General features: G+C 64.5%; 24 protein-coding genes. 4 read left to right on the top strand and 20 right to left on the bottom strand.

All coding sequences use genetic code 11. The features are described 5' to 3' along the window. Positions 1-121: 121 nt before the first annotated feature. From QAZ22_RS29355 to QAZ22_RS29340, 4 genes are all read left to right on the top strand, one after another. Positions 122-1762: an acyl-CoA synthetase gene (locus QAZ22_RS29355; RefSeq protein WP_278204405.1), complete on the top strand. Its 1641-nt coding sequence runs from the start codon at positions 122-124 to the stop codon at positions 1760-1762. A 450-nt stretch (positions 1763-2212) separates the two neighbouring features. After that, positions 2213-2818, top strand: a complete 606-nt coding sequence (locus QAZ22_RS29350; RefSeq protein WP_278204404.1) for a TetR family transcriptional regulator — start codon at positions 2213-2215, stop codon at positions 2816-2818. Between the two features lie 56 nt (positions 2819-2874). Then, on the top strand, positions 2875-4026 hold the full coding sequence (locus QAZ22_RS29345; protein WP_278204403.1) for an efflux RND transporter periplasmic adaptor subunit: 1152 nt from the start codon (positions 2875-2877) through the stop codon (positions 4024-4026). 249 nt (positions 4027-4275) lie between these two features. Beyond that, positions 4276-7425: an efflux RND transporter permease subunit gene (locus tag QAZ22_RS29340; RefSeq protein ID WP_278204402.1), complete on the top strand. Its 3150-nt coding sequence runs from the start codon at positions 4276-4278 to the stop codon at positions 7423-7425. 83 nt (positions 7426-7508) lie between these two features. Here the strand turns inward: QAZ22_RS29340 and QAZ22_RS29335 are convergent, their stop codons facing one another. The 20 genes from QAZ22_RS29335 to QAZ22_RS29240 all read right to left on the bottom strand — a co-directional run bounded on the left by QAZ22_RS29335 (position 7509) and on the right by QAZ22_RS29240 (position 26070). Further along, on the bottom strand, positions 7509-8135 hold the full coding sequence (locus QAZ22_RS29335) for a sarcosine oxidase subunit gamma family protein (RefSeq protein WP_278204401.1): 627 nt from the start codon (positions 8133-8135) through the stop codon (positions 7509-7511). Next, the gene (locus QAZ22_RS29330) at positions 8128-11106 is read right to left on the bottom strand and encodes a sarcosine oxidase subunit alpha (RefSeq protein WP_278204400.1); all 2979 of its coding nucleotides are present in this window, start codon (positions 11104-11106) and stop codon (positions 8128-8130) included. The genes QAZ22_RS29335 and QAZ22_RS29330 overlap by 8 nt, the downstream gene beginning before the upstream one ends. A gap of 241 nt (positions 11107-11347) precedes the next feature. Then, complete coding sequence (locus QAZ22_RS29325) at positions 11348-11623, bottom strand: sarcosine oxidase subunit delta (RefSeq protein WP_278204399.1); 276 nt, start codon at positions 11621-11623, stop codon at positions 11348-11350. Between the two features lie 65 nt (positions 11624-11688). After that, a complete protein-coding gene (locus tag QAZ22_RS29320) occupies positions 11689-12942 on the bottom strand; it encodes a sarcosine oxidase subunit beta family protein (RefSeq protein WP_278204398.1) in 1254 nt (417 codons plus the stop codon). 72 nt (positions 12943-13014) lie between these two features. Continuing rightward, positions 13015-14322, bottom strand: coding sequence for a type III glutamate--ammonia ligase (gene glnT, locus QAZ22_RS29315; protein ID WP_278204397.1), 1308 nt, complete (start codon positions 14320-14322; stop codon positions 13015-13017). 60 nt (positions 14323-14382) lie between these two features. Next, a complete protein-coding gene (locus QAZ22_RS29310; RefSeq protein ID WP_278073426.1) occupies positions 14383-15711 on the bottom strand; it encodes an FMN-binding glutamate synthase family protein in 1329 nt (442 codons plus the stop codon). An 8-nt stretch (positions 15712-15719) separates the two neighbouring features. Then, the gene (locus QAZ22_RS29305; RefSeq protein ID WP_278207979.1) at positions 15720-16436 is read right to left on the bottom strand and encodes a GXGXG domain-containing protein; all 717 of its coding nucleotides are present in this window, start codon (positions 16434-16436) and stop codon (positions 15720-15722) included. A gap of 19 nt (positions 16437-16455) precedes the next feature. Then, a complete protein-coding gene (locus QAZ22_RS29300) occupies positions 16456-17352 on the bottom strand; it encodes a glutamine amidotransferase family protein (protein WP_278204396.1) in 897 nt (298 codons plus the stop codon). An 85-nt stretch (positions 17353-17437) separates the two neighbouring features. Then, positions 17438-17770: a hypothetical protein gene (locus QAZ22_RS29295; protein ID WP_278204395.1), complete on the bottom strand. Its 333-nt coding sequence runs from the start codon at positions 17768-17770 to the stop codon at positions 17438-17440. Further along, complete coding sequence (locus tag QAZ22_RS29290) at positions 17767-18456, bottom strand: hypothetical protein (protein ID WP_278204394.1); 690 nt, start codon at positions 18454-18456, stop codon at positions 17767-17769. Before QAZ22_RS29290 ends, QAZ22_RS29295 begins: the two co-directional genes overlap by 4 nt. A gap of 46 nt (positions 18457-18502) precedes the next feature. After that, entirely contained in the window at positions 18503-19906 is a 1404-nt protein-coding gene (locus tag QAZ22_RS29285) for an amino acid permease (protein WP_278204393.1), read from the bottom strand. A gap of 14 nt (positions 19907-19920) precedes the next feature. Continuing rightward, positions 19921-20082, bottom strand: a complete 162-nt coding sequence (locus QAZ22_RS29280; RefSeq protein WP_278204392.1) for a hypothetical protein — start codon at positions 20080-20082, stop codon at positions 19921-19923. A 15-nt stretch (positions 20083-20097) separates the two neighbouring features. Further along, positions 20098-20475, bottom strand: a complete 378-nt coding sequence (locus QAZ22_RS29275; protein ID WP_278204391.1) for a hypothetical protein — start codon at positions 20473-20475, stop codon at positions 20098-20100. Positions 20476-20486: 11 nt separating this feature from the next. After that, a complete protein-coding gene (locus tag QAZ22_RS29270; RefSeq protein ID WP_278073420.1) occupies positions 20487-20774 on the bottom strand; it encodes a hypothetical protein in 288 nt (95 codons plus the stop codon). A 306-nt stretch (positions 20775-21080) separates the two neighbouring features. Beyond that, the gene (locus QAZ22_RS29265; protein WP_278204390.1) at positions 21081-21803 is read right to left on the bottom strand and encodes an XRE family transcriptional regulator; all 723 of its coding nucleotides are present in this window, start codon (positions 21801-21803) and stop codon (positions 21081-21083) included. 145 nt (positions 21804-21948) lie between these two features. Next, complete coding sequence (locus tag QAZ22_RS29260) at positions 21949-22386, bottom strand: type II toxin-antitoxin system HicB family antitoxin (RefSeq protein ID WP_278204389.1); 438 nt, start codon at positions 22384-22386, stop codon at positions 21949-21951. 72 nt (positions 22387-22458) lie between these two features. Beyond that, the gene (locus tag QAZ22_RS29255) at positions 22459-22653 is read right to left on the bottom strand and encodes a hypothetical protein (protein WP_278204388.1); all 195 of its coding nucleotides are present in this window, start codon (positions 22651-22653) and stop codon (positions 22459-22461) included. Between the two features lie 213 nt (positions 22654-22866). After that, on the bottom strand, positions 22867-23652 hold the full coding sequence (locus tag QAZ22_RS29250; protein WP_278204387.1) for a glucose 1-dehydrogenase: 786 nt from the start codon (positions 23650-23652) through the stop codon (positions 22867-22869). An 8-nt stretch (positions 23653-23660) separates the two neighbouring features. After that, positions 23661-24428, bottom strand: coding sequence for an SDR family oxidoreductase (locus tag QAZ22_RS29245; RefSeq protein WP_278204386.1), 768 nt, complete (start codon positions 24426-24428; stop codon positions 23661-23663). Between the two features lie 133 nt (positions 24429-24561). Next, positions 24562-26070, bottom strand: coding sequence for a sugar ABC transporter ATP-binding protein (locus QAZ22_RS29240; RefSeq protein ID WP_278204385.1), 1509 nt, complete (start codon positions 26068-26070; stop codon positions 24562-24564). Positions 26071-26100: the final 30 nt, after the last annotated feature.

Raw genomic sequence — 26100 nt, 5'->3', positions numbered from 1 at the left:
CGGATCGAGACAGCCATTCTACCGAGCGCTCATATCATAGCATTTCCCGATCGTTCGGGGGGATGGCATGATCGCAGACCAGTGGTTAGAAAGCTCGAAAAGACTTTTTTGGGAGGATGGGATGGCCAATCCCTACGAACAGGATCTCGACCGGAACGCCGCCAACCACCAGCCGCTGACGCCGCTCACCTATCTGGAGCGGGCGGCCAAGACCTATCCCGACCATGTCGCCATCATCCATGGCAGCCGGCGCATCTCCTACCGCGATTTCTGGCGCCGCTCGCTGAAGCTCGCCTCGGCGCTGTCGAAGCACGGCATCGGCAAGGGCGACACGGTGACGGTGATGCTGTCGAACACGCCGCCGATGCTGGAGGCACATTTCGGCGCGCCGATGGTGAAGGCGGTGCTGCACTCGCTGAACACCCGCCTCGATGCCGCCGTCATCGCCTTCCAGCTCGACCATGCCGGCTCCAAGGTGCTGATCGTCGACCGCGAATTCTCGGGCGTGGTCAAGGAAGCGCTGGCATTGGCCAAGGCCAAGCCATTGGTCATCGACTACGACGACCCCGACTATGCCGCCGACGCGCCCTATCCGAAGGGCGGGCGGATCGGCGTGCTCGACTACGAGGACTTCGTCGCCGCGGGCGACGAGGCTTTCGCCTGGGCGATGCCCGATGACGAGTGGGACGCCATCTCACTCAACTACACCTCCGGCACCACCGGCAATCCGAAGGGCGTCGTCTACCACCATCGCGGCGCCGCCCTGATGGCCTACACCAACACCATCCATGCCGGCATGGCCAAGCACGCGGTCTATCTCTGGACCCTGCCGATGTTCCATTGCAACGGCTGGTGCTTCCCCTGGACGCTCGCTGTGCAGGCCGGCACTCATGTCTGCCTGCGTTGGGTGCGGGCAAAGCCGATATACGACGCGATCGCCGACCACGGCGTCACCCACCTCTGCGGCGCGCCGATCGTCATGTCGGTGCTGATCAACGCGAAGGACGAGGACAAGCGCCAGTTCCCTCAGACCGTCACCTTCAACACGGCGGCCGCGCCGCCGCCGGAGGCGGTGCTCTCCGGCATGGCCGACGCCGGCTTTGCCGTCACCCATCTCTACGGGCTGACTGAGACCTACGGCCCGGCCGTCGTCAACGAATGGCACAATGAGTGGGACGCGTTGGAGAAAGGACCGAGGACGGCGAGGAAGGCGCGCCAGGGCGTGCGCTATGCCGCGCTCGAGGGGTTGACGGTGATGAACCCCGAGACGATGACGGAGACGCCGGCCGACGGCGAGACCATCGGCGAAGTCATGTTCCGCGGCAACATCGTCATGAAGGGGTACCTCAAGAACCGCAAGGCGACCGACGAGGCTTTCGCCGGCGGCTGGTTCCATTCCGGCGATCTCGGCGTCATGCACCCGGACGGCTACATCCAGCTCAAGGATCGCTCCAAGGACATCATCATCTCGGGTGGCGAGAACATCTCGTCCATCGAGGTCGAGGATGCGCTCTACAAGCACCCGTCCGTCGCCTCCTGCGGCGTCGTCGCCCGCGCCGACGAGAAATGGGGCGAGGTGCCGGTCGCCTATGTCGAGCTGAAGCCCGGCAAGAGTGCGACCGAGGCGGAGATCATCGAACACTGCCGAGGCTTGCTCGCCCGCTTCAAGGTGCCGAAGGCGGTGGTGTTTGCCGAGATTCCGAAGACTTCCACGGGGAAGATCCAGAAGTTTCGGCTGAGGGAAATGGCGAAGGGGGCGTAGTTCGCTCCTCCGAGCAGCATGCCGGGAAGTCGACAGTTTGCGCCAGCGCCCGCGACTTCGTCATCCTAGGGTGGAGCAGTCGCGAAGCGACGTCGCGGAAACCCTAGAATCCATGCCGTTACCTCGCGGCAGCACTCCGGCGGTTGAGATTAGCCGTCAGCGGATTTGCGACGCCTATCAGCGTAACTTCTTGATACAGTTGCATTCTTGGGCGGGCGTAACGGCATGGATCCTAGGGTCTGCGCCGCGTCGCTTCGCTCCTTGCTCCGCCCTAGGATGACGACCTCATCAGCGCGCCCTGCTAATCGCAGGCGCCGATTGAAGGCCATGCCCGCTGTCACCATCTGTCACCAAATTATACGCGTACGTTGATTCAGCGTTGACTCTCCGTCTCTTTCGATTTACGAGTGATGAAAATTGAAATTCGTCACTCGTCAGAACGAAAGAACCATGTCAGAAGCCGCCAACATCGTGGCCGACCCCGCCAGACAGGAGAATGTGACGCGCATTCTCGACTGCGCCGAGCGCCTGTTCCGGCACTACGGCTACGGCAAGACCAACGTCGCCGACATCGCCCGCGAGCTCGGCATGTCGCCGGCCAACATCTATCGCTTCTTCGCCTCGAAGGTGGAAATCCACCAGGCCGTCTGCGGCCGCATGCTCGGCGCCAGCTACGCGATGGCCTATGAGATTTCGTGCCTGCCGCTCAGCGCGGAGGAGCGGCTGCGCCGCTACGTTCACGCTCAGTACAAGATGACGCTGGAAGTCATGCTCGACGACCAGAAGGTGCATGAGATGGTCATCGTCGCGCTCGAGCGCGACTGGGGCGTCATCGACAAGCATGTCGACCGTATCCACGACCTGTTCGCCGAAGTCATCCGCCAGGGCATCGAGGCCGGCGAGTTCAGGAAGCAGGATCCGGTCATCGCCTCGCGTTGCTTCGGCGCCTCCACCGTCATCCTCTGCCATCCGCAGATGGTTGCGCAGTGTCTGGCAAAGACCAACCGGGCGATGCCGGACGATCTCATCGACTACGCTATCAGAGCCTTGAAATAGCCGCCGCCCACCGGGTGCCGGTCTCGACAATTCATTTCCAGTTCGGGAGTGCTAAGGTGTCTTTGTCCAATTCCATCCTCCGCAGGCTGCCAGCCGCAGCTCTCGTTGCCGCGGCGCTCGGCCTCGCCGGCTGCAGCCAGGAAAAGGCCGCGGTCGTCCAGGAGGTCATTCGTCCGGTGAAGGTGGTCGAGATCGGCGAGGCGCAATCCACCCGCCGGCTCGATTATTCCGGTTCGGTGCGCGCCCGCACCGAGATGAACCTCGGCTTCCGCATCGCCGGCAAGGTGACCGAGCGCCTCGTCGACATCGGCCAGCATGTGAACAGCGGCGACGTGCTCGCCCGCGTCGACCCCTCCGACTACGAGCTGTCGGTGAAGAGCGCCCAGGCAAGCCTCGACGCCGCCGAGCGGCAGGTCGAGACGGTCGATCTCGCCAGGAAGCGCGCCGAGCAGCTCTACGCCAAGAACTTCGCGCCGAAGTCGCAGCTCGATCAGGCGACGCTGAGCTACGATCAGGCGGTAGCGACGCGCGATGCCGCCCGTTCTACTCTCGCTCAGGCGCAGAACCAGGTCCATTACACCGATCTCAAGGCAAGCGAGGACGGCATCGTCACCGCCATCTCCGCCGACATCGGCCAAGTGGTCGGCGCCGGCACGCCGGTGATGACCGTTGCCGTCGATGGCGAGAAGGAAGTGCTGATCGCCGTGCCCGAAATGGACATAGCCGGCTTCCGCCCGGGCAAGGAGGTCAAGGCGAGCTTCTGGTCGGACGAGGGCCTGACCCTCGATGGCAAGGTCCGCGAGGTGGCGGGAAGCGCCGATCCGCAGTCGCGTACCTTCGCGGTCCGGGTTTCGCTGCCCAACGATCCGCGCGTGCTGCTCGGCATGACCGCCAATGTCGAGGCGACCGTCGGCAGCAAGGCGCAGTTGGTGTCGATCCCGCTGACCGCGATGGCTGAGAAGGACGGCAAGCATATCGTCTGGACGGTCGACCGCACCTCGGACACGGTCCATCCGCGGCTGATCAAGATTGCCAATTTCACCGCCGACGGTGTCGCCGTGGCCGATGGCCTGAAGCAGGGCGACGTGGTGGTAGCCGCCGGCACGCAATTCATGACCGAGAACCTGAAGGTCAAGCTTTCCGGCGACATCGCCCAGCAATCCGCTTCGGCGGAGGACGACGTCGCTGCTACCAGCAGTCTTCGCTAAGGCGAGGCACACGAACGCCTTTCCCGCACTCGCTGCGCGAAGCCGCGAGCCGGGGAGGGCATGGGTTCCGGGCGGCGAACGCGCCCGATCGACGAGACGCTGGCCTTTGGTATCCCCCGCACCGCGGCCGCGTCCAGCGCGATTGCGAGTCTCTCTCCGCTTGAGGTGCTCGCCGCCCGGAAGCCCGACCGAGAATTCACGAATAGATGGCAAGCGTGCTTTGCCGACCAATTGGACTGGACTTGCGCCATGACCACCGACAGCAGCACCGAAAAGCGGCCTTTCAACCTCTCGCGCTGGGCGATCGGACATCCGAGCATCGCGCGCTTCCTGTTCGGCTTGATTATCCTGGCCGGCGCGCTCGGGCTGATGCGCATGGGCCAGAAGGAAGACCCGGATTTCACCTTCCGCGTCATGGTGGTGCAGGCGGTCTGGCCGGGCGCCTCGATCCAGGACATGGAGGACCAGGTCGTCAACAAGATCGAGCGCAAGCTGCAGGAAACGCCGCATCTCGATTTCGTCCGCTCCTACACGCGCGCCGGCAGCGCCATCATCACCCTGCAGGTCAAGGGCGACACCAACCCTGAACAGGTCAAGGACGCCTTCTACCAGGTGCGCAAGAAGGTCGGCGACATCGCCAATGAGCTGCCACAAGGCCTGCTCGGCCCCTATTTCAACGACGAGTTCGGCGATACCTTCATCACGCTGCATTCGATCAGCGGCGACGGCTTCACCTATCCGGAGCTGAAGAAATTCGCCATCCAGGCGCGCGACATGCTGCTGACGACGCCGGGCGTTGAGAAGGCCGTCATCATCGGCGACCAGCCCGAGAAGATCTACATCGACGTCTCGTCCAAGGCGCTCGCCGAGCGCGGCCTGACCATCGTCGACCTGCAGAACGCGGTTAAGGGCCAGAACGCGGTCGATCCGGCAGGCTCGGTCGACACCGGCCTGCGCTCGGTCCGCATCTCGGTCGAAGGCGACGTCACCAGGGCGGCCGACATCCGTGAGCTGAGGTTGCGCGCCGGCAACCAGGTGACGCGTCTCGGCGACATCGCCACCGTCACCTCGGGCCTCGAGGATCCCTACCAGCGCAAATACCGCTTCAACGGCCACGAGAGCGTCCAGGTCGGCGTCGTCATGGCCAAGGGCTTCAACGTCAGGGACGTCGGCAAGGATGTCGAGGCGACCTACAAGCGCTTCGAGGACGGCCTGCCTTACGGTGTCGCGGTCGACCAGATTTCCGACCAGCCCGAGGTCGTCAAGGATGCCGTCAACGAGTTCATGGAAGCGCTCGGTGAAGCGCTGCTCATCGTGCTCGTCGTGTCGTTCCTGTCGATCGGCTGGCGCTCCGGCCTGGTGATAGCGATCGCCATTCCGCTGGTTCTGGCCGCCACCTTCGCCATCATGTACGAGATCGGCATCGACCTGCAGCGCATCTCGCTCGGCGCGCTGATCATCGCGCTTGGTCTTTTGGTCGACGACGCCATGATCGTCGTCGAGATGATGGAGCGAAAGCTGGAGGAGGGGTTGGTCAAGATCGAGGCGGCAAGCTTCGCCTACACCTCGACCGCCTTCCCGATGCTCACCGGCACGCTGATCACCACCGCCGGCTTCATCCCGGTCGGCTTTGCGGCCTCCACCGCCGGCGAATATGTGCGTACGCTGTTCTACGTGGTCGGCATCGCGCTCGTCGTGTCGTGGTTCGTCGCGGTCTATTTCACGCCGTGGCTGGGTTACATGATCCTGAAGCAGCGCAAGCACGCCGGCACCCATCACGACGTCTTCGACACGCGCTTTTATCGGCGCCTGCGCGCGACGGTCACCTGGGCCGTGCGTCATCGCATCATCGTGCTGGTGATGACGCTGGTCACCTTCGGCACCAGCCTGTGGGCCTTCCAGTTCATTCCGCAGAACTTCTTCCCGCAGTCTTCGCGTCCGGAAATCCTGGTCGATCTCTGGCTACCGGAAGGCACCTCGATCAAGGAGGTCGAGACCCAGGCCAAGGCGCTGGAATCAAGGATGATGGACGATCAGGACAAGCGCTTCATCGCCACCTACATCGGCGAGGGCGCGCCACGCTTCTTCCTGCCGCTCGACCAGCAGCTCAGGAATCCGAACTTCGCCCAGCTCCTGGTGATGGCCAAGGACGAGCCGGCGCGCGAGCGGCTGATCGTCAAGCTGCGCGGCATCCTCGCCAAGGACTTCCCCTCGATCCGCGCCAAGGTCGATCGTCTCTTCCTCGGTCCGCCGACCGGCTGGCCGGTGCAGATGCGCGTCATGGGTCCGGACCGCAAGGAGGTGCGCCGCATCGCCGACGAAGTGAAGGCGAGGTTCCAGGCGAACCCGCTGCTCGGCGCCGTCCATGACGACTGGCTGGAGCCGGTGCCGGCGATGAAGCTGGTGATCGATCAGGACCGCGCCCGCGCGCTCGGCGTCACCTCGCAGCGCATCCGCCAGATGCTGCAGGCCACCATGTCCGGCGCGCCGCTCGACGATTTCCGCGACGGCGAGGAGACGGTCTCGATCGTCGCCCGCGAGCCGGAAGCGAGCCGTCATCTGCTCTCCTCGGTCGACTCGGTCTACATCCCGACCGACTTCGGCGGTTCGGTGCCGCTGTCGCAGGTGGCCAAGGTCGTGCCCGTCATGGAGCAAGGCGTAGAGTGGCGGCGTGACCGTCTGCCGACGATCAGCGTGCGCGGCACGCTGCCGGACGGCGTGCAGTCGAACGACGTCGTCACCAAGATGTACAACGACATGAAGGATCTGCGCGCCGGCCTTGCGCCCGGCTACAAGATCGAGATCCAGGGCGGCGCCGAGGACTCGGCCGAAAGCCAGGCCTCGATCGCGGCCAAGGCCCCGATCATGCTCGCCATCATCGTCATATTGCTGATGGTCCAGCTGCAGCATTTCGGCAAGTCGATGCTGGTGCTGGCCACCGGTCCGCTGGGCATCATCGGCGCCGCCGCGGCGCTTCTGATCAGCGGCGCGCCGTTCGGCTTCGTCGCCATCCTCGGCGTCATCGCGCTGCTCGGCATCATCATGCGCAACTCGATCATCCTCGTCGACCAGATCGACCAGGATATCGCGGCGGGCATGGAGCGATCGGAAGCAATCGTCGGCGCCGCCGTGCGCCGCTTCCGGCCCATCATGCTGACGGCGCTGACTGCCGTGCTGGCGCTGATCCCGATCTCGCGCGCCGTCTTCTGGGGCCCGCTCGCCTACGCGATGATGGGCGGCATCCTGGTCGCCACGGTGCTCACCATCCTGGTGCTGCCGGCGGGCTATGCCCTGTTCTTCGGCCGCGAACCCAAGAAGGCCAAGACCGACGAGCCGGCGGCGGAGCCGGAACAGATCGAAGGCATCGAAAGACCGCAACTGGCTTTGGCTGCGGAATAAGAAGGTGGCAACCTCAAATCATCCGCCATCGGCGAAAGCCGGTGGCGGATGATGCGCTTTTGGGGTAGCGAGGAGATCGGCTGTCAGCCGAGGTCTTCGGAATGCGCGATCGCCACGCCGTATTCGGCGGCCGCGTCGAGCATGGTGTGCCACAAGCTCTCGGCGAAAGTCGCGAACACCAGCAGGTCGAACACGGCCTGGCCGTCAGCCCGATCCTTGCCGCGCCACAGAGTGACGCTGGTATGGTCCATCGAGGTCGCGGCAGCCGCGCCGATGGGAAACACATCGGGATGCAGGTCGATCGACGACAGCTTGGCCAGCATCGTGCGAGCCTCGGCGCCGGAAACGCTGATCAGCGCCCGCGCATGCGACTGGTCCGAAAGCGAGGCCGAACCGGCAAACGCCGGAGCAAGCCTCTCCATCGTGTGACTGCCGTCTCTCGACAGCACGAGGAATTGGTCCGGCCCCGACCAGATCAGCGTGGCGTCGGCCGTGCTGACTGCACTCGGTGTTTCCGGCGCGGTGACGCCGAAGCGGGCTTTTGCGGCCTTGCCCGTCTCGGCCGCCTTGCCGCGCCGCGCCATCACTTGGATCAGGCCGAAATTGCGGATTTCGGTCAGCGACACGCCGGCTTCGCCCTGCGCGCCATACGGCCCCACGACGAGCGCGCGGTCCAGCGGGCTGCGGACATCCCAGGAAAACTCAGCCACGCTGGCGCCCCCCATCCGGATCGTAGAAGACGGAATTGCAGAGCTCGACATCGTACTCCTCGCCGCGCAGCGGATCATGCGCCCGCACGATCTCGCCGATGCGCTCGCGGCCGCGCTCGACCAACCCCAGCCCGATCCACTGGTCGAGCACCGGCGAGAAGCAGACCGAGGTGATATAGCCCTGGTCGTTGTCGGGGCCGGGCGTCTCGCCCTTCGGAATGATATGCGCGCCGGAGCGCAGGCGACGCGCCTTGTCGGTCGGCTTGATGCCGACGACCACCTGCCGGTTCGGCGAAACCAACGCCTCGCGGCCGGCCATGACGCGGCCGACGAAATCCTTCTTGGTCGACATCATCTTGCCGAGGCCGAGATCGGCTGCGGTGGTCGTGCCGTTGAGCTCAGGCCCGGCGACGTGACCTTTCTCGATGCGCATCACGCCAAGCGCCTCCGTGCCGTAAGGCGTCACGCCGAAAGGCTTGCCGGCGATCATCACGTTGCGCGCCAGCGCTTCGCCGTAGCGCGCCGGCACCGAAATCTCGAACGCCATCTCGCCGGAGAAGGAGATGCGGAACAGCCTGGCCTTGATGCCTCCGCGCAGCTTGACCTCGCGCGCGCCCATGAACGGGAAACCCTCGTTCGACAAGTCCTCGGCCGGATCGACGATTTCCCTCAAAAGGTCCCGTGTCTTCGGTCCGGCGATCGAGAACTGCGCCCACTGATCGGAGACAGAGGTCAGCTGCACATCGAGTTCGGGGAACAGCACCTGGCGGCAGAATTCAAGATGCTGCATCACCGGCCCGGCCTTGGCCGTCGTGGTAGTGAGGAAATAATGGTCCTCCGCCAGCCGCGAGGTCGTGCCGTCGTCATAGACGATGCCGTCCTCGCGCAGCATCAGCCCGTAACGCGCCTTGCCGACGGCGAGGCTGGAGAAGGCGTTGATGTAGACGCGGTCGAGGAAGGCGCCGGCATCTGGGCCGTGCACGTCGATCTTGCCGAGCGTCGAGACATCGCAGAAGCCGACGCCGCTTCGCACCGCCTTGACCTCGCGGGTCACCGATTCCAGCCAGTCCTTCTCGCCGGCGCGCGGGTACCATTGCGCGCGCTTCCACAGGCCGGTGTCGACGAAGACGGCGCCCTGTTCGGCCGCCCAATGGTGCGACGGCGTCAGCCGCGTCGCATGGAAATTCTCGTCGCGGTGATGGCCGGCGAAGGCGCCGATGGCGACAGGTACGTAGGGCGGCCGGTAGATCGTGGTGCCCGTCTCGGGGATGGACTTGCCGGTGACCGCCGCCATGATGGCGAGGCCGGCGACGTTGGAGGTCTTGCCCTGGTCGGTCGCCATGCCGAGCGTGGTGTAGCGCTTCAGATGCTCGACCGACTCGAAACCTTCGCGCTGCGCCAGCTCGACGTCGGAAGCGGTGACGTCGTGCTGCTGGTCGACAAAGGCCTTGCCTTTGCCGGCGACATGCCAGAGCGGCGTGAGCGAAAAGGCCTCGTCGTCGGCAGCCGGCATCGAGCCGACATTTCCGCTGTTCCCCGTATCGCGCGCCGCGGCAGCACCCGCCTCGAACCCTTCGCGCAAACATGCCCCAAGCCCGAAGGCTCCATTGGCGGCGCCTGCGGCCACCATGCCGGGCGGGGCGCCATCCGGCACGAAGGCGGCGATGTCGTCGCGCCATTTCGGCCGGCCGCGATGAAAGGAGGTGAGGCCGACCGCCGGGTTCCAGCCGCCGGAGATCGCAAGCCCATCGGCTTCGACCTCGGCGCGCGTCCCACCGGCAAGCGAAACCGAAATCTTGCGCACGCCGTCCTTGCCGCCATCGACGCCGCTGACGGAGCCGTTCAGAACCGGGAAGCCGCCCTTGGAGGCGAGCGAGCGATGCACAGGCGAAGCCTCGGCTCGCGCGTCGATCACTGCCGCGACCTGCAGCCCGGCGGCGATCGCTGTTTCGATCGTGCGCCAGCCATCCTCATTGTTGGTGAAGAGTGCGATACGCCGTGCCGGTTTCGCGGCATAGCGGTTGATGTAGCTGCGCATGGCGGACGCCATCATCACGCCCGGCGTGTCGTTGCCGGCAAAGACGATGGGACGTTCGAGCGCGCCGGCCGCGACGACGCAGCGCTTGGCGACGATCCGCCACAGCCGCTGCCGCACCTGATGCTCCGGCGGTACAGGAAGATGGTCGTTGACGCGTTCGATCGCGCCATAGGTGCCGCCGTCATAGACGCCGAACAGCGTCGTGCGCGTCATGACGCGCACATCGGGCATGGCCGCGAGCTCGGCAACCGTGCGCGCGATCCATTCGGCTGCCGGCAGCCCGTCGATCGTGCCGCCATCGGCAAGCAGCCGTCCGCCGAGGACAAAATCCTCCTCGCACAGGATGACGCGCGCGCCACTGCGGCCGGCAGCCAAAGCCGCAGCCAGCCCAGCCGGGCCGGAGCCGGCGATCACCACGTCGCAATGCGCCCAGGCCTTGTCATAGTGATCGGGATCGGGGACACCCGCCGCGCGCCCGAGGCCGGCGGCACGGCGGATCGCCGGCTCATAGATCGCTTCCCAGAACTTCGCCGGCCACATGAAGGTCTTGTAGTAGAAGCCTGCGACGAAGATCGGCGCGAAGAGCTGGTTGACCGACATGATGTCGAAGCTGAGCGACGGCCAGCGGTTCTGGCTGGCGGCTTCGAGGCCGTCATAAAGCTCTGCGGTCGTCGCCTTGGTGTTCGGCTCGCGCCTGGCGCCGCTGCGCAATTCGACCAGCGCGTTCGGTTCTTCCGAGCCCGCCGTCAGGATGCCGCGCGGCCGGTGGTATTTGAACGAGCGCCCGACGAGCTTGACGCCGTTGGCGACCAGCGCGGAGGCGAGCGTGTCGCCTCTGAAGCCCGAAAAAGTCTTGCCGTCGAAGCGGAAGCTGAGCTCGTCCGAGCGGTCGATGAGGCCGGCTGCCGAGAGGCGATTGGGTTGAGAGGTCACGACGGCCGGCCTCTCGTCGATTCGATCTCATAGCGAAGGGCGGCGCTGCCCCTCATCCGCCTGCCGGCACCTTCTCCCCGTATAGAGACGGGGAGAAGGTGGCTGGCCGCGAAGTCGGCTCTCTTCTTGCGACGCCGGTGATTGGCGAAACCGTCGGTGACAGCGCCCCTCTCCCCGTCACTGTACGGGGAGAGGATGCCGGCAGGCAGGTGAGGGGCGGCGCTGACTTCGACAGGAAAACTCATTTCGCAACCTGCCTCGCCCCGGCACCCGCGGCCGCCTCAACCAAAGAAATCTCGTGCGTCAGCGTGTTGCGGGTGACCTTCAGCCAGGCCCGGCAGCCGCCGCCATGGTACCAGTGCTCGCTCATCACTCCGGCGATGTTGTCGCGCAGGTAGACGTAGTCGTAGACGGCGTCCTCGCCGGCGTCCGCGGAGGGACGTTGCGGCTTGGCGTCGCCGAGATAGGTGAACTCGCCGAGTTCGCGTTCGCCGCAGAAGGGACAGACTATGCGCATGGCTGGGTCTTCAGAGCATGATGCCAAAAAGTGTGAAGCGGTTTTTGGATAACATCATGCTCTCCCTAATGGAGGTTCGGTTGGGCGCCTTGGCCCTTCTCGTCGATCATGGCGCCGCGCTGGAAGCGGTCGAGGCGGAACAGCGCCGCTTCCTTGTGCGATTGATCGCGGGCGATCAGATGGGCAAAGACGAGGCCTGAGCCCGGCGTCGCCTTGAAGCCGCCATAGCACCAGCCGGCATTGATGTAGAGGCCGTCGACCGGGCTCTTGTCGATGATCGGCGAGCCGTCCATCGACATGTCCATGATGCCGCCCCACTGGCGCAGCAGCCGCACGCGGCCGATCATTGGGATCAGCGCCATGCCGCCTTCGCAGACATCCTCCATGACCGGCAGATTGCCGCGCTGGGCGTAGGAATTGTAGCCGTCGATGTCGCCGCCGAAGACCAGCCCGCCCTTATCGGACTGGCTGACATAGAAATGTCCGGCGCCGAAGGTCATGACGTTGGGCAAGAGCGGCTTGATCGCTTCGGAGACGAAGGCCTGCAGCACATGGCTTTCGATCGGCAGCCGCAGTCCCGCCATCGCCGCGATGCGCGACGAGGAGCCGGCCACTGCCATGCCGACCTTGCCGGCGCCGATGCGGCCGCGCGAGGTCTCGACGCCGGTCACCTTGCCGCTGGCGTCGCGCACGAAGCCGGTGACCTCGCAGTTCTGGATGATGTCGACGCCGAGCTCGCTAGCCGCATGCGCGTAGCCCCACACCACGGCGTCATGCCGCGCCGTGCCGCCGCGCCGCTGCAGCAGGCCGCCCTGAACGGGGAAGCGCGCATTGTCGAAGTTGAGGAACGGCATCATCTTCTTGAGCGCCGCCTGGTCGAGCAGTTCCGCGTCGATGCCGTTGATGCGCATGGTGTTGCCGCGCCGGGCGAAGGCATCGCGCTGCGCGTCGGAATGATAGAGGTTGATCACCCCGCGCTGGCTGACCATCGCGTTGTAGTTCAGGTCCTGCTCCATCCGCTCCCACAGCTTCATCGACAATTCGTAGAAGCCGGTGTTGCCGGGCAGGCCGTAATTGGAGCGGATGATGGTGGTGTTGCGGCCGGCATTGCCGGAACCGATCCAGCCCTTCTCCAGCACTGCGACATTGCGGATGCCGAACTCGCTGGCGAGGAACCAGGCCGTCGCCAGCCCGTGGCCGCCGCCGCCGATGATCACCACGTCGTAGCGATCCTTGGGCGGCGCGTCCCGCCATGTTGGCTTCCAGTTCCTGTGGCCGGAGAGAGCGGCGCGGGCGAGCGAGAAGATCGAGTATTTCATAAAATCATTCCGAGGCCGCTCGCCCCAAGCCGGAACCTGCCGTACGCGTCGGATTCATCAGGGTCCGATGCTCTAGATGTCCAGCGTGTGGTCGCGCTCCCACTGCGTGAAGTGCGAAGCATAGGAATTCCATTCCTGCTGCTTCAGCTTTAGATATGCCGACGAAAATTCCTCACCCAGCGCCGTCTTCAGCGATTCATCATTGTCGAACTCGCGCAGCGCGTCGAGCAGGTTGAGCGGCAGTTTCGGCGCGCCCTTCACGGTATGGCCGAACTGGTACATGTCGATGTCGTAGCGCTCGCCGGGATCGGCTTTCGAACGGATGCCGTCGAGACCGGCCGCGATGATCACCGCCTGCAGCAGGTAGGGGTTGGCCGCGCCGTCGGGCAGGCGCAGCTCGAAGCGTCCCGGTCCCGGCACGCGCACCATGTGGGTGCGGTTGTTGCCGGTCCAGGTCACGGTGTTCGGCGCCCAGGTCGCACCCGAAATAGTGCGCGGCGCGTTGATGCGCTTGTAGGAATTGACCGTCGGGTTGGTGATCGCGGCAAGCGCCGAGGCGTGCTTCATGATGCCGCCGAGGAAGTTCCTGCCTTTGGCGGACAGGCCGAGTTCCGCCGAATTATCGGCGAAGACATTGGTCGTGCCGGCCTTGTCCCATACCGAGATATGGGCGTGGCAGCCATTGCCGGTCAGGCCCTGGAAAGGCTTTGGCATGAAGGTCGCGCGCAGGCCGTGCTTTTCGGCGATCGACTTGACCATGAACTTGAAGAAGGAGTGCTTGTCGGCGGTCGCCAGCGCATGGTCGAAGTTCCAGTTCATCTCGAACTGGCCGTTGGCGTCCTCATGGTCGTTCTGATACGGGCCCCAGCCCAGCGCCAACATATGGTCGCAGATCTCGGCGATGACATCGTAGCGGCGCATCACCGCCTGCTGGTCGTAGCAAGGCTTGGATGCCGTGTCGTACTGGTCGGAAATGGCGCTGCCGTCCGGCGAGATCAGGAAGAACTCGGCCTCGACGCCGGTCTTGACATGCATGCCGTCGCGAGCGGCCTCTTCGATCACCCGCTTCAGCGTGTTGCGCGGCGCTTGATCGACAAGCTTGTCGTCCATCACGCAGGTGGCCGCCACCCAGGCGACGTCGGGCTTCCACGGCAACTGGATGACCGAATCCGGATCCGGCACCGCCAGCATGTCGGGATGCGCCGGCGTGAGATCGAGCCACGTGGCGAAGCCGGCGAATCCCGCGCCGTCCTTCTGCATGTCGGCGATCGCCTGTGCCGGCACCAGCTTGGCACGCTGCCCGCCGAACAGGTCGGTGTAGGAGATCATGAAATATTTGACGTTTTTCGCCCTCGCGAATTCTGCAAGATCTTTAGTCACACCAGTTCCCCATTTTTGTCGGCCATGGCCCACGGCATATGGGTTTCGGCCCTTCATTGATCAGAAGCCGTTCTTTCCTGGTATCCAGTTGGTGCCGGCAAGCGGCACGCCCGCCATGGCGGCCGCTTCGATGGTGAGCGAGACGAGGTCCTCCGGTTCGAGATTGTGCAGGCTGTTCTTGCCGCACGCGCGCGCGATCGTCTGCGCTTCGAGTGTCATGACCTTCAAATAATTCGCGAGCCGACGCCCCGCGGCGATCGGGTCGACCCGCTTCATCAGCTCGGGGTCCTGTGTGGTGATGCCCGCCGGGTCCTTGCCTTCGTGCCAGTCGTCATAGGCGCCGGCGGTGGTGCCGAGCGCGTTGTAATCCGCCTCCCAGCGCGGATCGTTGTCGCCGAGCGCGACGAGTGCCGCCGTGCCGATGGAGACGGCATCGACGCCAAGCGCCAGCGCCTTGGCGACATCGGCGCCGTTGCGGATGCCGCCCGAGACGATCAACTGCACTTTGCGGTGCATGCCGAGGTCCTGCAGCGCCTGCACCGCTGGCCTGATGCAGGCGAGCGTCGGCTGGCCGACATTCTCGATGAAGACTTCCTGGGTTGCAGCTGTGCCGCCCTGCATGCCGTCGACCACCACCACGTCGGCGCCGGCCTTCACCGCAAGCGCTGTGTCGTAATAGGGGCGGGCGCCGCCGACCTTGACGTAGATCGGCTTTTCCCAGTCGGTGATCTCGCGTAGCTCGAGGATCTTGATCTCGAGATCGTCCGGCCCGGTCCAGTCGGGATGGCGCGAGGCCGAGCGCTGGTCGATGCCTTTGGGCAGGGTGCGCATCTCGGCGACGCGATCGGAAATCTTCTGGCCGAGCAGCATGCCGCCGCCGCCTGGCTTGGCGCCTTGACCGACGACGACTTCGATCGCGTCGGCGCGGCGCAGATCGCGCGGGTTCATGCCGTAGCGCGACGGCAGGTACTGATAGACCAGCGTCTTCGAATGGCCGCGCTCTTCCTCGGTCATGCCGCCGTCGCCGGTGGTGGTCGAGGTGCCGGAAAGCGTCGCACCGCGTCCTAAGGCTTCCTTGGCCGGACCGGAGAGCGAGCCGAAACTCATGCCGGCGATTGTGATCGGAATCTTGAGCTCGATCGGCTTCTTGGCGTGGCGCGACCCGAGCACCACGTTGGTGTCGCAACGCTCGCGATAGCCTTCGAGCGGATAGCGCGAGATCGAAGCGCCGAGGAACAGAAGGTCGTCGAAATGCGGAACCTTGCGCTTGGCGCCGCCGCCGCGGATGTCATAGATGCCGGTGGCGGCCGCGCGGCGGATTTCGGAAAGCGTGTAGTCGTCGAAGGTCGCGGATCTGCGCGGCGTCGTGGGAGGATTGTGATAGGCCATTTCTGTCCTCAATACGCGTCGGCGTTGTCGATGTTGAAATTGTAAAGCTTGCGCGCCGAGCCGTAGCGCTTGAATTCCGATGGCTTCACGCCGGTGATGCCCGCGCGGTCGAGCAGGCCCTGCAAGAGTTCGATATGCTCGGGCCGCATCTCCTTGGCGATGCAGTCGGCGCCAAGGCTCTCGACCTTGCCGCGCACGAAGAGCCGCGCCTCGTAGATGGAGTCGCCCAAGGCATCGCCGGCATCGCCCAGCACCACCAGATTGCCGGACTGCGCCATGAAGGCCGACATGTGGCCGATATTGCCGTGCACGACGATGTCGATGCCCTTCATCGAGATGCCGCAACGCGACGAAGCATTACCTTCGATGACCAGTAGCCCGCCGCGGCCGGTGGCGCCGGCATATTGGCTGGCGTCGCCTTTGACCACGATCGAGCCCGACATCATGTTCTCGCCGACGCCTGGTCCGGCCGAGCCATGCACGGTGATGGCGGCACCATCATTCATGCCGGCGCAATAGTAGCCGACGCTGCCGCGCACATCGATGCTGACCGGCTGGTCGACCCCGACGGCGACGGAATGGCTGCCTTTTGGATTGAGCACTTCCCAGGCGGTCTCGTTCGAGCCGGGGGCGAGATTGTGAAGAGCCTGGTTCAGCTCGCGCAACGACTGTTGGCCGAGGTCGAAGACTCTCGCATGGCCTTGCTCGCGCTGCGCCTTCGGCATGGGTGTTGCAGGCATGAACTCAATGCTCCCAGAAATAGACGGTTGCGGGCTCCGGTTCCCAGACCCTCGCATTGTCTATGCCGGGCAGCTTGGTGAGCGCGCGATATTCCGAGCCGAAGGCGACATACTGGTCGGTCTCGGCCATCACGGCTGGCTTGCAGGCGATCGGATCGCGAACCACGCCGAAGCCGTTCTTGGTGCCGACCACGAAAGTGAAGAAACCATCGAGGTCAAAAAGCGTGCCCTCCAGCGCCTCGCCGAGATTCTTGCCATGCGCCATCCGGTTGGACAGATAGGCGGCCGCCACCTCGGTGTCGTTCTCGGTCTCGAACGTCATGCCCTCGCGCACCAGCTCGCGCCGGACATTGTTGTGGTTGGACAGCGAGCCGTTGTGCACCAGGCACTGGTCGGCGCCGGTCGAGAAGGGATGCGCGCCCATCGTCGTGACCGCCGACTCCGTCGCCATCCGGGTATGGCCGATGCCGTGCGTGCCGGTCATCGAGCGCACGTCGAAGCGATCGACGACGGCTTCCGGCAGGCCGACTTCCTTGTAGATCTCGACCGCTTCGCCGGCACCCATGATGCGGATGTCTGGCCTAAGCGACTGCAGCGCTTCGCGCGCCGCGTCGACCTTGTCCGGCGTGGTCCTGATCACCGCATGCGTCGACTTCACCGCGACGCTCACCGGCGCGCCGATCGCCTTGGCGAGCTCGGCGTCGAGACCGCGGAAATCGCGATCGGCCTTCGGCGACTGCACGGTGATCTTGGCCTCGTTGCCGGTTGCCGCGCCATAGATGGCGATGCCGGCGCTGTCCGGACCGCGGTCGCTGAGCGAGATCAGCATCTCCGACAGCATCGCGCCGAGCTTCGGTTCCAGCGTCTTGTCCTTCAGGAAAAGTCCGACGATTCCGCACATGTCAGCCTCCGACGTTTATGGCTCCCCTGATGATGTACCGAATGATATGGGGGAATTCAATGGTATGAAAGAAATTTTCCTCTGATTATATATCCGCTTTCGCGCCGCTTGTGGTGCCGTTGCCGTCCGGATTGCTCCTGTGGGCCCATATCGCGTGGCGGATGCGCGCAATCCTGTAGGCATCGAGGATCGACAGCGCATAGATGAGGAAGCCGCCGGCATGGCGGCCGATGAAGCTGGCGTCGGCAGGCGCCACCTTGGTCGTGACCCAGCCGAGGATCACCATGAAGAACAGGAACTGCAGGCCGCGCGCCGGCAAGCCGAGCATGACATGCCCGCTACCCGGCAGGACGATCGCCGAGGCCAGCACCAGATAGGGATTCGAAGGCCGGGTGGCGGGATTGGTGGCGTCGGTCATGCGGCCTGCCTTTCGCGCTTGTTGATCGCATGGCGAAGCGAGGATGCGGTCGCAAGCAGTTCTTCGAGCAATGCCGGATCGAGCCTCGCGTCGCCGAATGCGGCTTGGCGGAACACGCCGTAACGCGCCCGGTCGGCCTGCGCCAGCAGCCAGACGATGCGCACGCCCTTCGGCGTGATCAGCAGTTCCTTGGCGCGGCTTTCGGCGAAGATCCCGGAATGCGCGGCGATCAAGTCCTGCGGGAAAGCGACGCCGCGGCGATCGGTCCTGAGCACTGCTTCGGCGGGGAACGCTGTTACCTTCGGCAGCGTGTGCTCGAGATGATCGAAATTGGAGAAGGTCGTCGGCGATCCCGGCCGCATCATCATGTCGAAAACGCCCGGCACCGCGACCGGTTCGGTGATCGTCACGCTCAGCCAGCGCGTCGGAAGCTTTCGGGCGGCGAGCGTGTCGACGATGGTGCGCACCTGCGCGCGTTCGCCGTTCCAGGAACCGGCCCAGGTGGCGACGCCGGCCGTGCCGTCGGAGACGTCGATGGCATCGGGGATGACCGCGCGGACGGCGGCCGCGTCGGCGGCGAGCGCGGCCCAGGCCTTGTTGCGGCTGGCGCGCGCAAGCCAGACGAGGTGGAGGACGACGGCAAGCGCGATCGCTCCGGTAAGCAAGACTGACATCAACTCGGACATCTCGACACGCCAAAAACCCGCCGCCGGGGCGGCGGGTTTTTTCCGTTCAATAGCCCTGCGGCCTCGGCCACGGCATGGTGAACTGGTCGCCGCGGCGCACGAACTTGTAGCGGTAGAAGTGGAACCACAGCGAGATCAGGAAATAGAAGATGGTCATCGCGATAAGCTGCGAGCCGAAGCCGAGGAAGATGGCGAAGAAGGTCACCACGCACAGGCAGAACAAGACGATCGCCGGCAGCGGATGGAAGGGATGCGTGTAGCCGCGGCGGATCGAGCCTAGCGGCCACTTCTTGCGGAACATCATGATGTTGATGCTCATGAAGGTGTACTGCAGCACGCCCGACAGGATCGAGAAGGTGATCGCCTGGTTGAGGTCGGCGATGAAGGCGAAGGCCAGCGCGATCGGCAGCAGGAACAGGATCGAGCGGTAGGGCGTGCGGTATTTCGGATGCACGGCCGAGAACCAGCTCGGCAGATAGCGGTCGCGGCCGAGCGAGAACCAGGCGCGCGCCGCGTCGTTGATGCAGCCATTGGCGGAAGCAAGTGCCGCAAGCAGCGTCGCGATGAACAGCAGGTTCTCGAGCAGTGGGCTGCCTGTCAGCTTGCCGGCGTCCCACAGCGGATAGTAGGTGATGCCGAGATATTCCCACGGCATCAGCGAGGCGCAGACATACCAGGTCATGGCCGCGGCGATCAGAAGCGTGATCATGCCGGCCATCGTGCCGTAGGGCAGGGAGCGCGCCGGCGAGCGCACTTCCTCGGCCGCCTGCGTGGTGCCTTCGATGCCGAGATAATACCAGATGCCGAACTGGAAGGCGGCGATCACGCCGATCCAGCCATAGGGCAGCGCGTTGCCGGGCGTGACCAGCTCGTTGAGCTTCAGCACCGCACCTTGCGTCCACGGGCTCACCGAGAAAAACAGGACGACGATCGAGATATAGGCGATCGCGGTGATGATGAAGTTGACGTTGAGCGTCATCAGCACGCCGCGATAGTTGAGCCATGCCAACACCACGATGGTCGCGGCGATGAAGGAATTGTGCGTCAGTCCCTCGACGCCCGCCTTGGCGACGATGGTATCGCCGAGCAGGATGGCGTCCGACACTTCGAGCATGGTGTAGGCGAAGACCAGGAACAGCGCGACGTTGAAGGCCATCAGCGGCCCGACGATGTGCTTGGCCTGCGCGTACTGGCCGCCGGCGGCGGCGACGGTGGAGGTCACCTCGGAGTCTATCATGGCGACCGACGTGTAGAGCAGGCCGACGATCCAGCAGACGATCAGCGCGGCCAGCGCGCCGCCCTTGTCGGCGGCGAAGTTCCAGCCGGTGAACTCGCCGACAAGCACGATGCCGACGCCGAGCGCCCAGACATGGGCGGGGCCGAGCACGCGAAGCAGCGAGACCCGGTCGCCGTGGATTACCGTTTCTCTCGTTTCAACCGCGACTGTCATTGGTGAGGCTCCACTCAGATCCGGTGCTTCTCGGAGACGGCTTCAAGCTCGCCTTCGCGCGAGGAGGTCAGCACATCCTCGGAATAGGTCGTGTCGACCTTGAACCAGTCGTAGAGCATCCACAGCGCGAGCAGGATCGAGATGCCCCAGCATGCGTAAGAGACTGTCATCCACATGATCGTGTCCCCGAATTACATGTCGTCGAATTTTTCGTTGATCACCTCGCGATATTCGCGATCGGAGGCGCGGAACAGGAAGACGAAATAGGCGATCAGCACGATCGCCATGATGATCAGCGTCGGCCAGTCGATGATGTAGTGGAAATGGTTGCGGATGACGTCATGCGCCGTCTCCGGCGTGTAGCCGAGCTTTTCCCAGACCGCGGCCATGGTCGCGTTCTGGCCGAGCGCGTCCCAGGTCTTGGTGTCGAGCGCATCGATCGACTTGGCCGCGCCGGCGAGGCCGAGTTTCAGCGGCAGCCACAGCGCCACGAAGATGGCGACCACGACGACGGCGATGTCGAAGATCTGACCGGCCTTGTTCTGCTCCGGCGGGATATAGCGGGACATGGTTTCTCCCTTCAGGACTGGCGGTTGCGGAACGCGTCGGCGTTCTTGATGTCGAGGCCGTAGATGAAATCCTTGTCTTCCTTGTAGTGGTTGAGCATCGCCAGGATGGCGGCGGTGTTGAAGATCAGCACCGCGGCGGCCGCGATCACCACCACGAGCTTGATCCCGCTGTCTGGGATGTAGGCCCAGGTCATCAGGAGGACGAAGAGGATCGTCGCCCATAGGCAGACGATCAGGAGCACGGATCCGCGCACGTCGGAACGGTACAGCGCTTCGATGCGCTGCTGCAGGTCGGACATCGGTTTTTCCCCTTTTCTCGACGCCCGGCCCCGAAGCGGCCGGGTGTCCACTCTTTCAACAGAGTGAAATTTTTTTCATAAATTCCGCCCGAACCGCGACGTTGTCAAGCCGGTTTTGCGTTCGGTGAACCGTTTGGTGCCGGTTCGCCGCTTTGCCTGTGGATAAAAACTGTTTGCCTGCAGGAAATTACCACAAGCTGGCGGCGCGCTGGCACCGGCCGGCAAAAGCCGACGCAGATGCATCGCCATGGCGGGCGGCAAGATGCGGATCGAGCGGTGGCAGCCTGTGCCTGGCTTGTCGGCAGGTCAGCTCGTGCTGTTCTGCGGATAGCAGATGATCGAGAGATAGCGCATCGGTAGCTGTGTCAGTTCTTCCGGCCCATGCGGCGCGTCGGCGTCGAAGAACAGGCTGTCGCCCGGCTTCATCGGATAGAGGTGGCTGCCATGCCGGTACACGACCTCGCCCTCGAGCATGTAGAGGAACTCCATGCCCGCATGCTGGAAGGTCGGGAACACGTCCGAATCCTCGGTCAGCGTGATCAGATAGGGTTCGACGACGACGCCGCTGGTGTTTGCGCCGATATGGCCGAGCAGATTGTACTGGTGACCGGCGCGCGTGCCGCGGCGCTCGACGTCGACACCTTCGCCGGCCTTGACGAAGACGGCGGCGCGTTCCTCCTCGAAGCGGCGGAAGAAGGCGGTGACCGGCACGCCGAGCGCCCGCGACAGCGCTTGCAGCGTGGTCAGCGATGGCGAGGTGATGCCGTTCTCGATCTTCGACAGCATGCCGAGCGAGATGTCGGTAGCGGCGGCGAGATCGGCGACCGTGATGCCGAGCTTCTTGCGGAAGGCGCGCACCTCATGTCCGATCGCCACCTCCAGCACTTTCTCGCGCGTGTCGCGGATCGCATGCGGGTTCTGCGTGAGCTGCGCGCGGACCGTGCGCCCGTCGGCCGAGACGTTTTTGGGAAGAGACTTCCCTTTGCCAGTCAGGCCGGCAGGCTTGGTGTTGGAATTCTTCTTCGCCATGTCGCCCCCCAGCCAAAAATGCGGATTTATTTCACTCTAGGTGAACATATTCGCTGGCGATACAGGAGCGCAATCGTGGCTGCAAGCCATTCTTACGTCACGGGTCCGGCAACGAAAATCGGCCGGCGCGGTCATTGTGCGGACGTCAAGCCGCGTCCATGATCGACACGACAGCTTGCTTGCCGAGCACGGCGAGCGCCGCTTTCATCAGCGGCAAGCCCGTCGAGTGGTCCGGGTCGAGGATACGACGCGCCTCCGTCTCGCCCCTGCCGAGGCGCCGAGCGAGTTCCGACTTGGAAATGCCGGCAGTGGCGAAGGCCTCTACTACCGCCAGCTTGAAGGCCGTCTCGGGATCGATGGCGACAGGCACCAGGCCGCGTCCTTTCGCAGCTGGTTGAGGAAGCGTCCGCCCGAGCTGCAGGATGCCGCGCAGCGCAAGGCCGAGCGCCTCGGTCGCGTTGGCGCGCGCCTCTGCTTCGTCAGCGCCGCCGGTAATTGCTTCGGGCACATCTGGAAAGGTAACCAGAAACCCGCCTTCGGGGTCAGGCTCGAATCTCGCCTGATACTGATAGGTCTTGGTCACGAGAGTTCTCCAAATTCCTTGTGTGTTTTTATCGCTATTGCTTGTTTTCTTGGGACACTAAAGGTCAAGCGATCAGTCGATCTCCAGCTGCTTCCGAATGGTCCGTACTCTCAAATTTGTCAGTTCGCCGGATTGGATCGTCGTGATCTTGTCCCCGAACTTCACGCGATAATGCGATCCCTTCCCCTTGTTGGTGAAAACTTCAAAGGCTTTGCCCTGTTGCTTGGCAAGGGCGCGAAGCTCACGGATAAAGGCATCGCGTTTCATTCCTCCCCCCTTTTCCCCAAGACAAAGATCGCACATGCATGTGCGATCGGCAAGAGGAGTCCGCACACTTATGTGCGAGCGACGAAGGGAATGGAGAGGTTATCTTTCAGCGAATTCGATGCGATGCAAAGCCCATTAATGTCAGGCAGCGTATTGGCACCGTCGGCGGCCGCCCATAAGAGTTTGCCGCCAACCGAGATAGGCCGTGGCCCCTCACGACATGATCAGGCCGCCGTCGACATTGATCGTCTGTCCGGTGATATAGGCCGCGTCGTCGCTGGCGAGGAAGCTGACCAGGCCCGAGACGTCCTCACCGCTGCCGGCGCGTCCCATCGGGATGTTCTTCACCCATTCCGCCATCAGCTCGCCCGGCTTGTAGTCGCCGAGCAGCTTGCCCCAGGCGGTGTCGTTATAGGCCCACATGTCGGTGTCGATGATGCCGGGGCAGATGGCGTTGACGGTGATCTTTTCCTTGGCCACTTCCTTGGCGAGGCTCTGGGTGATGCCGACGACGCCGAACTTCGAGGCGGCGTAATGCGGCGTGTAGATGAAACCCTGCCGCGCCTGGCCGGACGCCGTGTTGACCAGCCGGCCGCCTTGGCCGTGCTTGCGCATGCGCGCGATCGCTTCCTGGCAGCACAGGAACACGCCTTTGGTGTTCACCGCCATCACCTTGTCCCACTCGGCCTCCGTCATCGCCTCGATTTTCGCGATCGTGATGACGCCGGCGTTCTGCACCGAGATGTCGACGCGGCCGAACTCCTTTTCGGCGAGATCGTAGAGTGCCGCCACCTCGTCCTTCTTGGTCACGTCCATGCGCATCGAGGCGACCTTGGCGCCCGACGTCTTCAGGCTCGCCGCGACCTCGTCGACGCGCGCATCGATGGCGCTGACCACGACCGCCGCGCCTTCCGCCGCGAAGCGTCTCGCCATGGCCGCGCCGATGCCGCCGCTGGCCCCCGTGACGACCGCCGTCTTTCCTTCAAAACGCTTCTGCATTTTCTCTCCTACCAGCAGACGAAGCCGCCATCGACGATCAGGTCGATGCCGGTGACGAAACTTGCGGCGCGGCTCGCCAGGAACACCGTCGGTCCGATCATCTCCTCGGGCGTCGCCATGCGGCCCATCGGCGTGTCGCGCTCGAAGATCTTGATCTGCTCGGCGACCTCCGGCCGCTTGTTCATCGGCGTCAGCGTGTAGCCCGGACTCACCACGTTGACGCGCAGACCGCGATCGGCCCACTCCATGGCGAGGCTCTTCGACATGTGGATCACCGCCGCCTTGGAGGAATTGTAGTGCGCCTGCGTCAGGCCGCGATTGACGATCGAGCCGGACATCGAGGCGATGTTGATGATCGAGCCCTTGCGGCGCGGCAGCATGACGCGCGCCTCGGCCTGGCACGAGAGAAAGACGCCGCTGACATTGACGTCGTAGATCTTCTGCCATTTTTCCATCGGCAGCGTCTCGGCCGAGTCGGCCCCCGCGACGCCGGCATTGTTGACGGCGATCGTCAGCGCGCCGAGTTCCTTTTCCGTGCGGTCGATCGCGGCCGACAGGTCGTTTTCGGACGTCACCGTGCCGGTCAGCACCAGTGCCTTGCGGCCGAGCGCCCTGATTTTGGCGGCCGTCTCTTCCAGTCCGCCCTTCGAGCTATGGCCGAAACAGGCGACGTCGGCGCCGGCTTCCGCGAGCCCGATGGCGATCGCCTGGCCGATGCCGCTGCCGGCGCCGGTCACCAGCGCCACGTCGCCATGAAGATCGAAAAGTTTGGTCATTGGTTCCTCTCCTCCCTGCTCTCCCGGAACAAAGGGCGCCAACTCTTTGTTGGCGCCCCGCGCGGTCCGGTGCTTGGGAGGGTATCACCTGATGCGCTTTGTTCCGATTCCGCGGGCTGCTTTTTCTCGTGCCTCAGCTCGTGGCGAGCTCCATGACGGCGACATTGCTTGCTTCGTCGCGATCGAGGATGCCGCGCTGGCGGCCGCGGCTCAGCACAAGCACGCGGTGCGAGAGTCCCAGCACTTCCTCGAGGTCCGAGCTCACCACCACCACCGCCATGCCCGAGCGGGCGAGGTCGGCGATGACGTCGTAGATCGCCGCGCGCGCGCCGACGTCGATGCCGCGCGTCGGCTCGTCGAGGATGAACACCTTGGGCGGCCGCGACACCCATTTGGCGATGATCACCTTCTGCTGGTTGCCACCCGAAAGCTTGCCGACTGCCTGGTTCGGCCGTCCCTTGACGCCAAGCCTGGAGATACCGGCCTCGGCGAACCTCTGCACCGCCTTCGGAAACACCCAGCCCTTCGGCGCGACATGGTCGAAATTGCCGATAGCGAGGTTCTCGCCGATCGTCTGTTCCAGCACGACGCCTTGCGCCTTGCGGTCCTCCGGCACCAGTACGACGCCGGCCTTGATCGCGGCCGCCGGGCCGCTGAGATGGATCGGCTGGCCGGCGACGCGCACCGAGCCGGACGAGATCGGATCGGCGCCGGCGATCGCCCGCACCAGCTCCGTGCGGCCGGCGCCGATGAGCCCGGCAATGCCGAGAATCTCGCCTGATTTCACCGCGAAGGAAACGTTGTTGAAGCTGCGCTCCGGCGACGACAGGTTCTCGACCTCGAGCAATGTCTTGTCGCCGGGTGGCGAGAGCTTCGGGAACATGCGCTCGACGCTGCGCCCGACCATCTGTTCCACCACGGTGCGCACCGGGATATCGGCGCGCTCGTGCCGGGCGACGATGCGGCCGTCGCGCATCACCACCACGCGGTCGGCGATCTGCGCGATCTCGTCGAGGCGGTGGCTGATATAGATGAAGGACATGCCTTCGGCCTTGAGCTTGCGGATCTGCTTGAACAGCAGCTCCGTCTCCTCGCCGCCGAGGGCCGCGGTCGGCTCGTCGAGGATCAAAAGCTCCGCGTTCAGCGTCAGCGCCTTGGCGATCTCGACCTGCTGTTGGGCGGCGACGCGCAGCGTGCGCACCTTGCGCTCGGGCGAGACGTCGAGGCCGAGGCGCTTCAACTGCGTCGAGGCCTTGGCGTTCATGGTCGCGCGGTCGATGCGGCCGCCGCGCATCGGCAGGCGCCCGACATAGACGTTCTCCGCCACCGACAGGTCCGGCAGCAGCTTCAGTTCCTGATGGATCATGCCGACCCCGGCCTCGATGGCAGCGGCGGGATTGGCGGGGGAATAGGGCTTCCCCCGCCAGATGATGGTACCGGCATCGGGCCTGGTCGAGCCGGCGATGATGTTGGACACCGTCGACTTGCCGGCGCCGTTCTCGCCGAGCAGCGCCACGACTTCGCCCGGCCGCACCTCGAAGCTCGCATCGGCCAGGACCTGCACCGGTCCGTAGCTTTTGCAGAGTCCGTTGACGAAGAGCCCGTTATGCGGGCTTCCGCCATTGTGGGGATCAAGGGACATCGTGGCGCTCTTCAGGTCTCGGCTAGCTAG

The sequence above is a fragment of the Mesorhizobium sp. WSM4906 genome (assembly GCF_029674625.1).
GTDB lineage: Bacteria > Pseudomonadota > Alphaproteobacteria > Rhizobiales > Rhizobiaceae > Mesorhizobium.
Note: the sequence above shows the minus strand (reverse complement) of the source record. Positions and strands in the feature narration are given on the sequence as shown.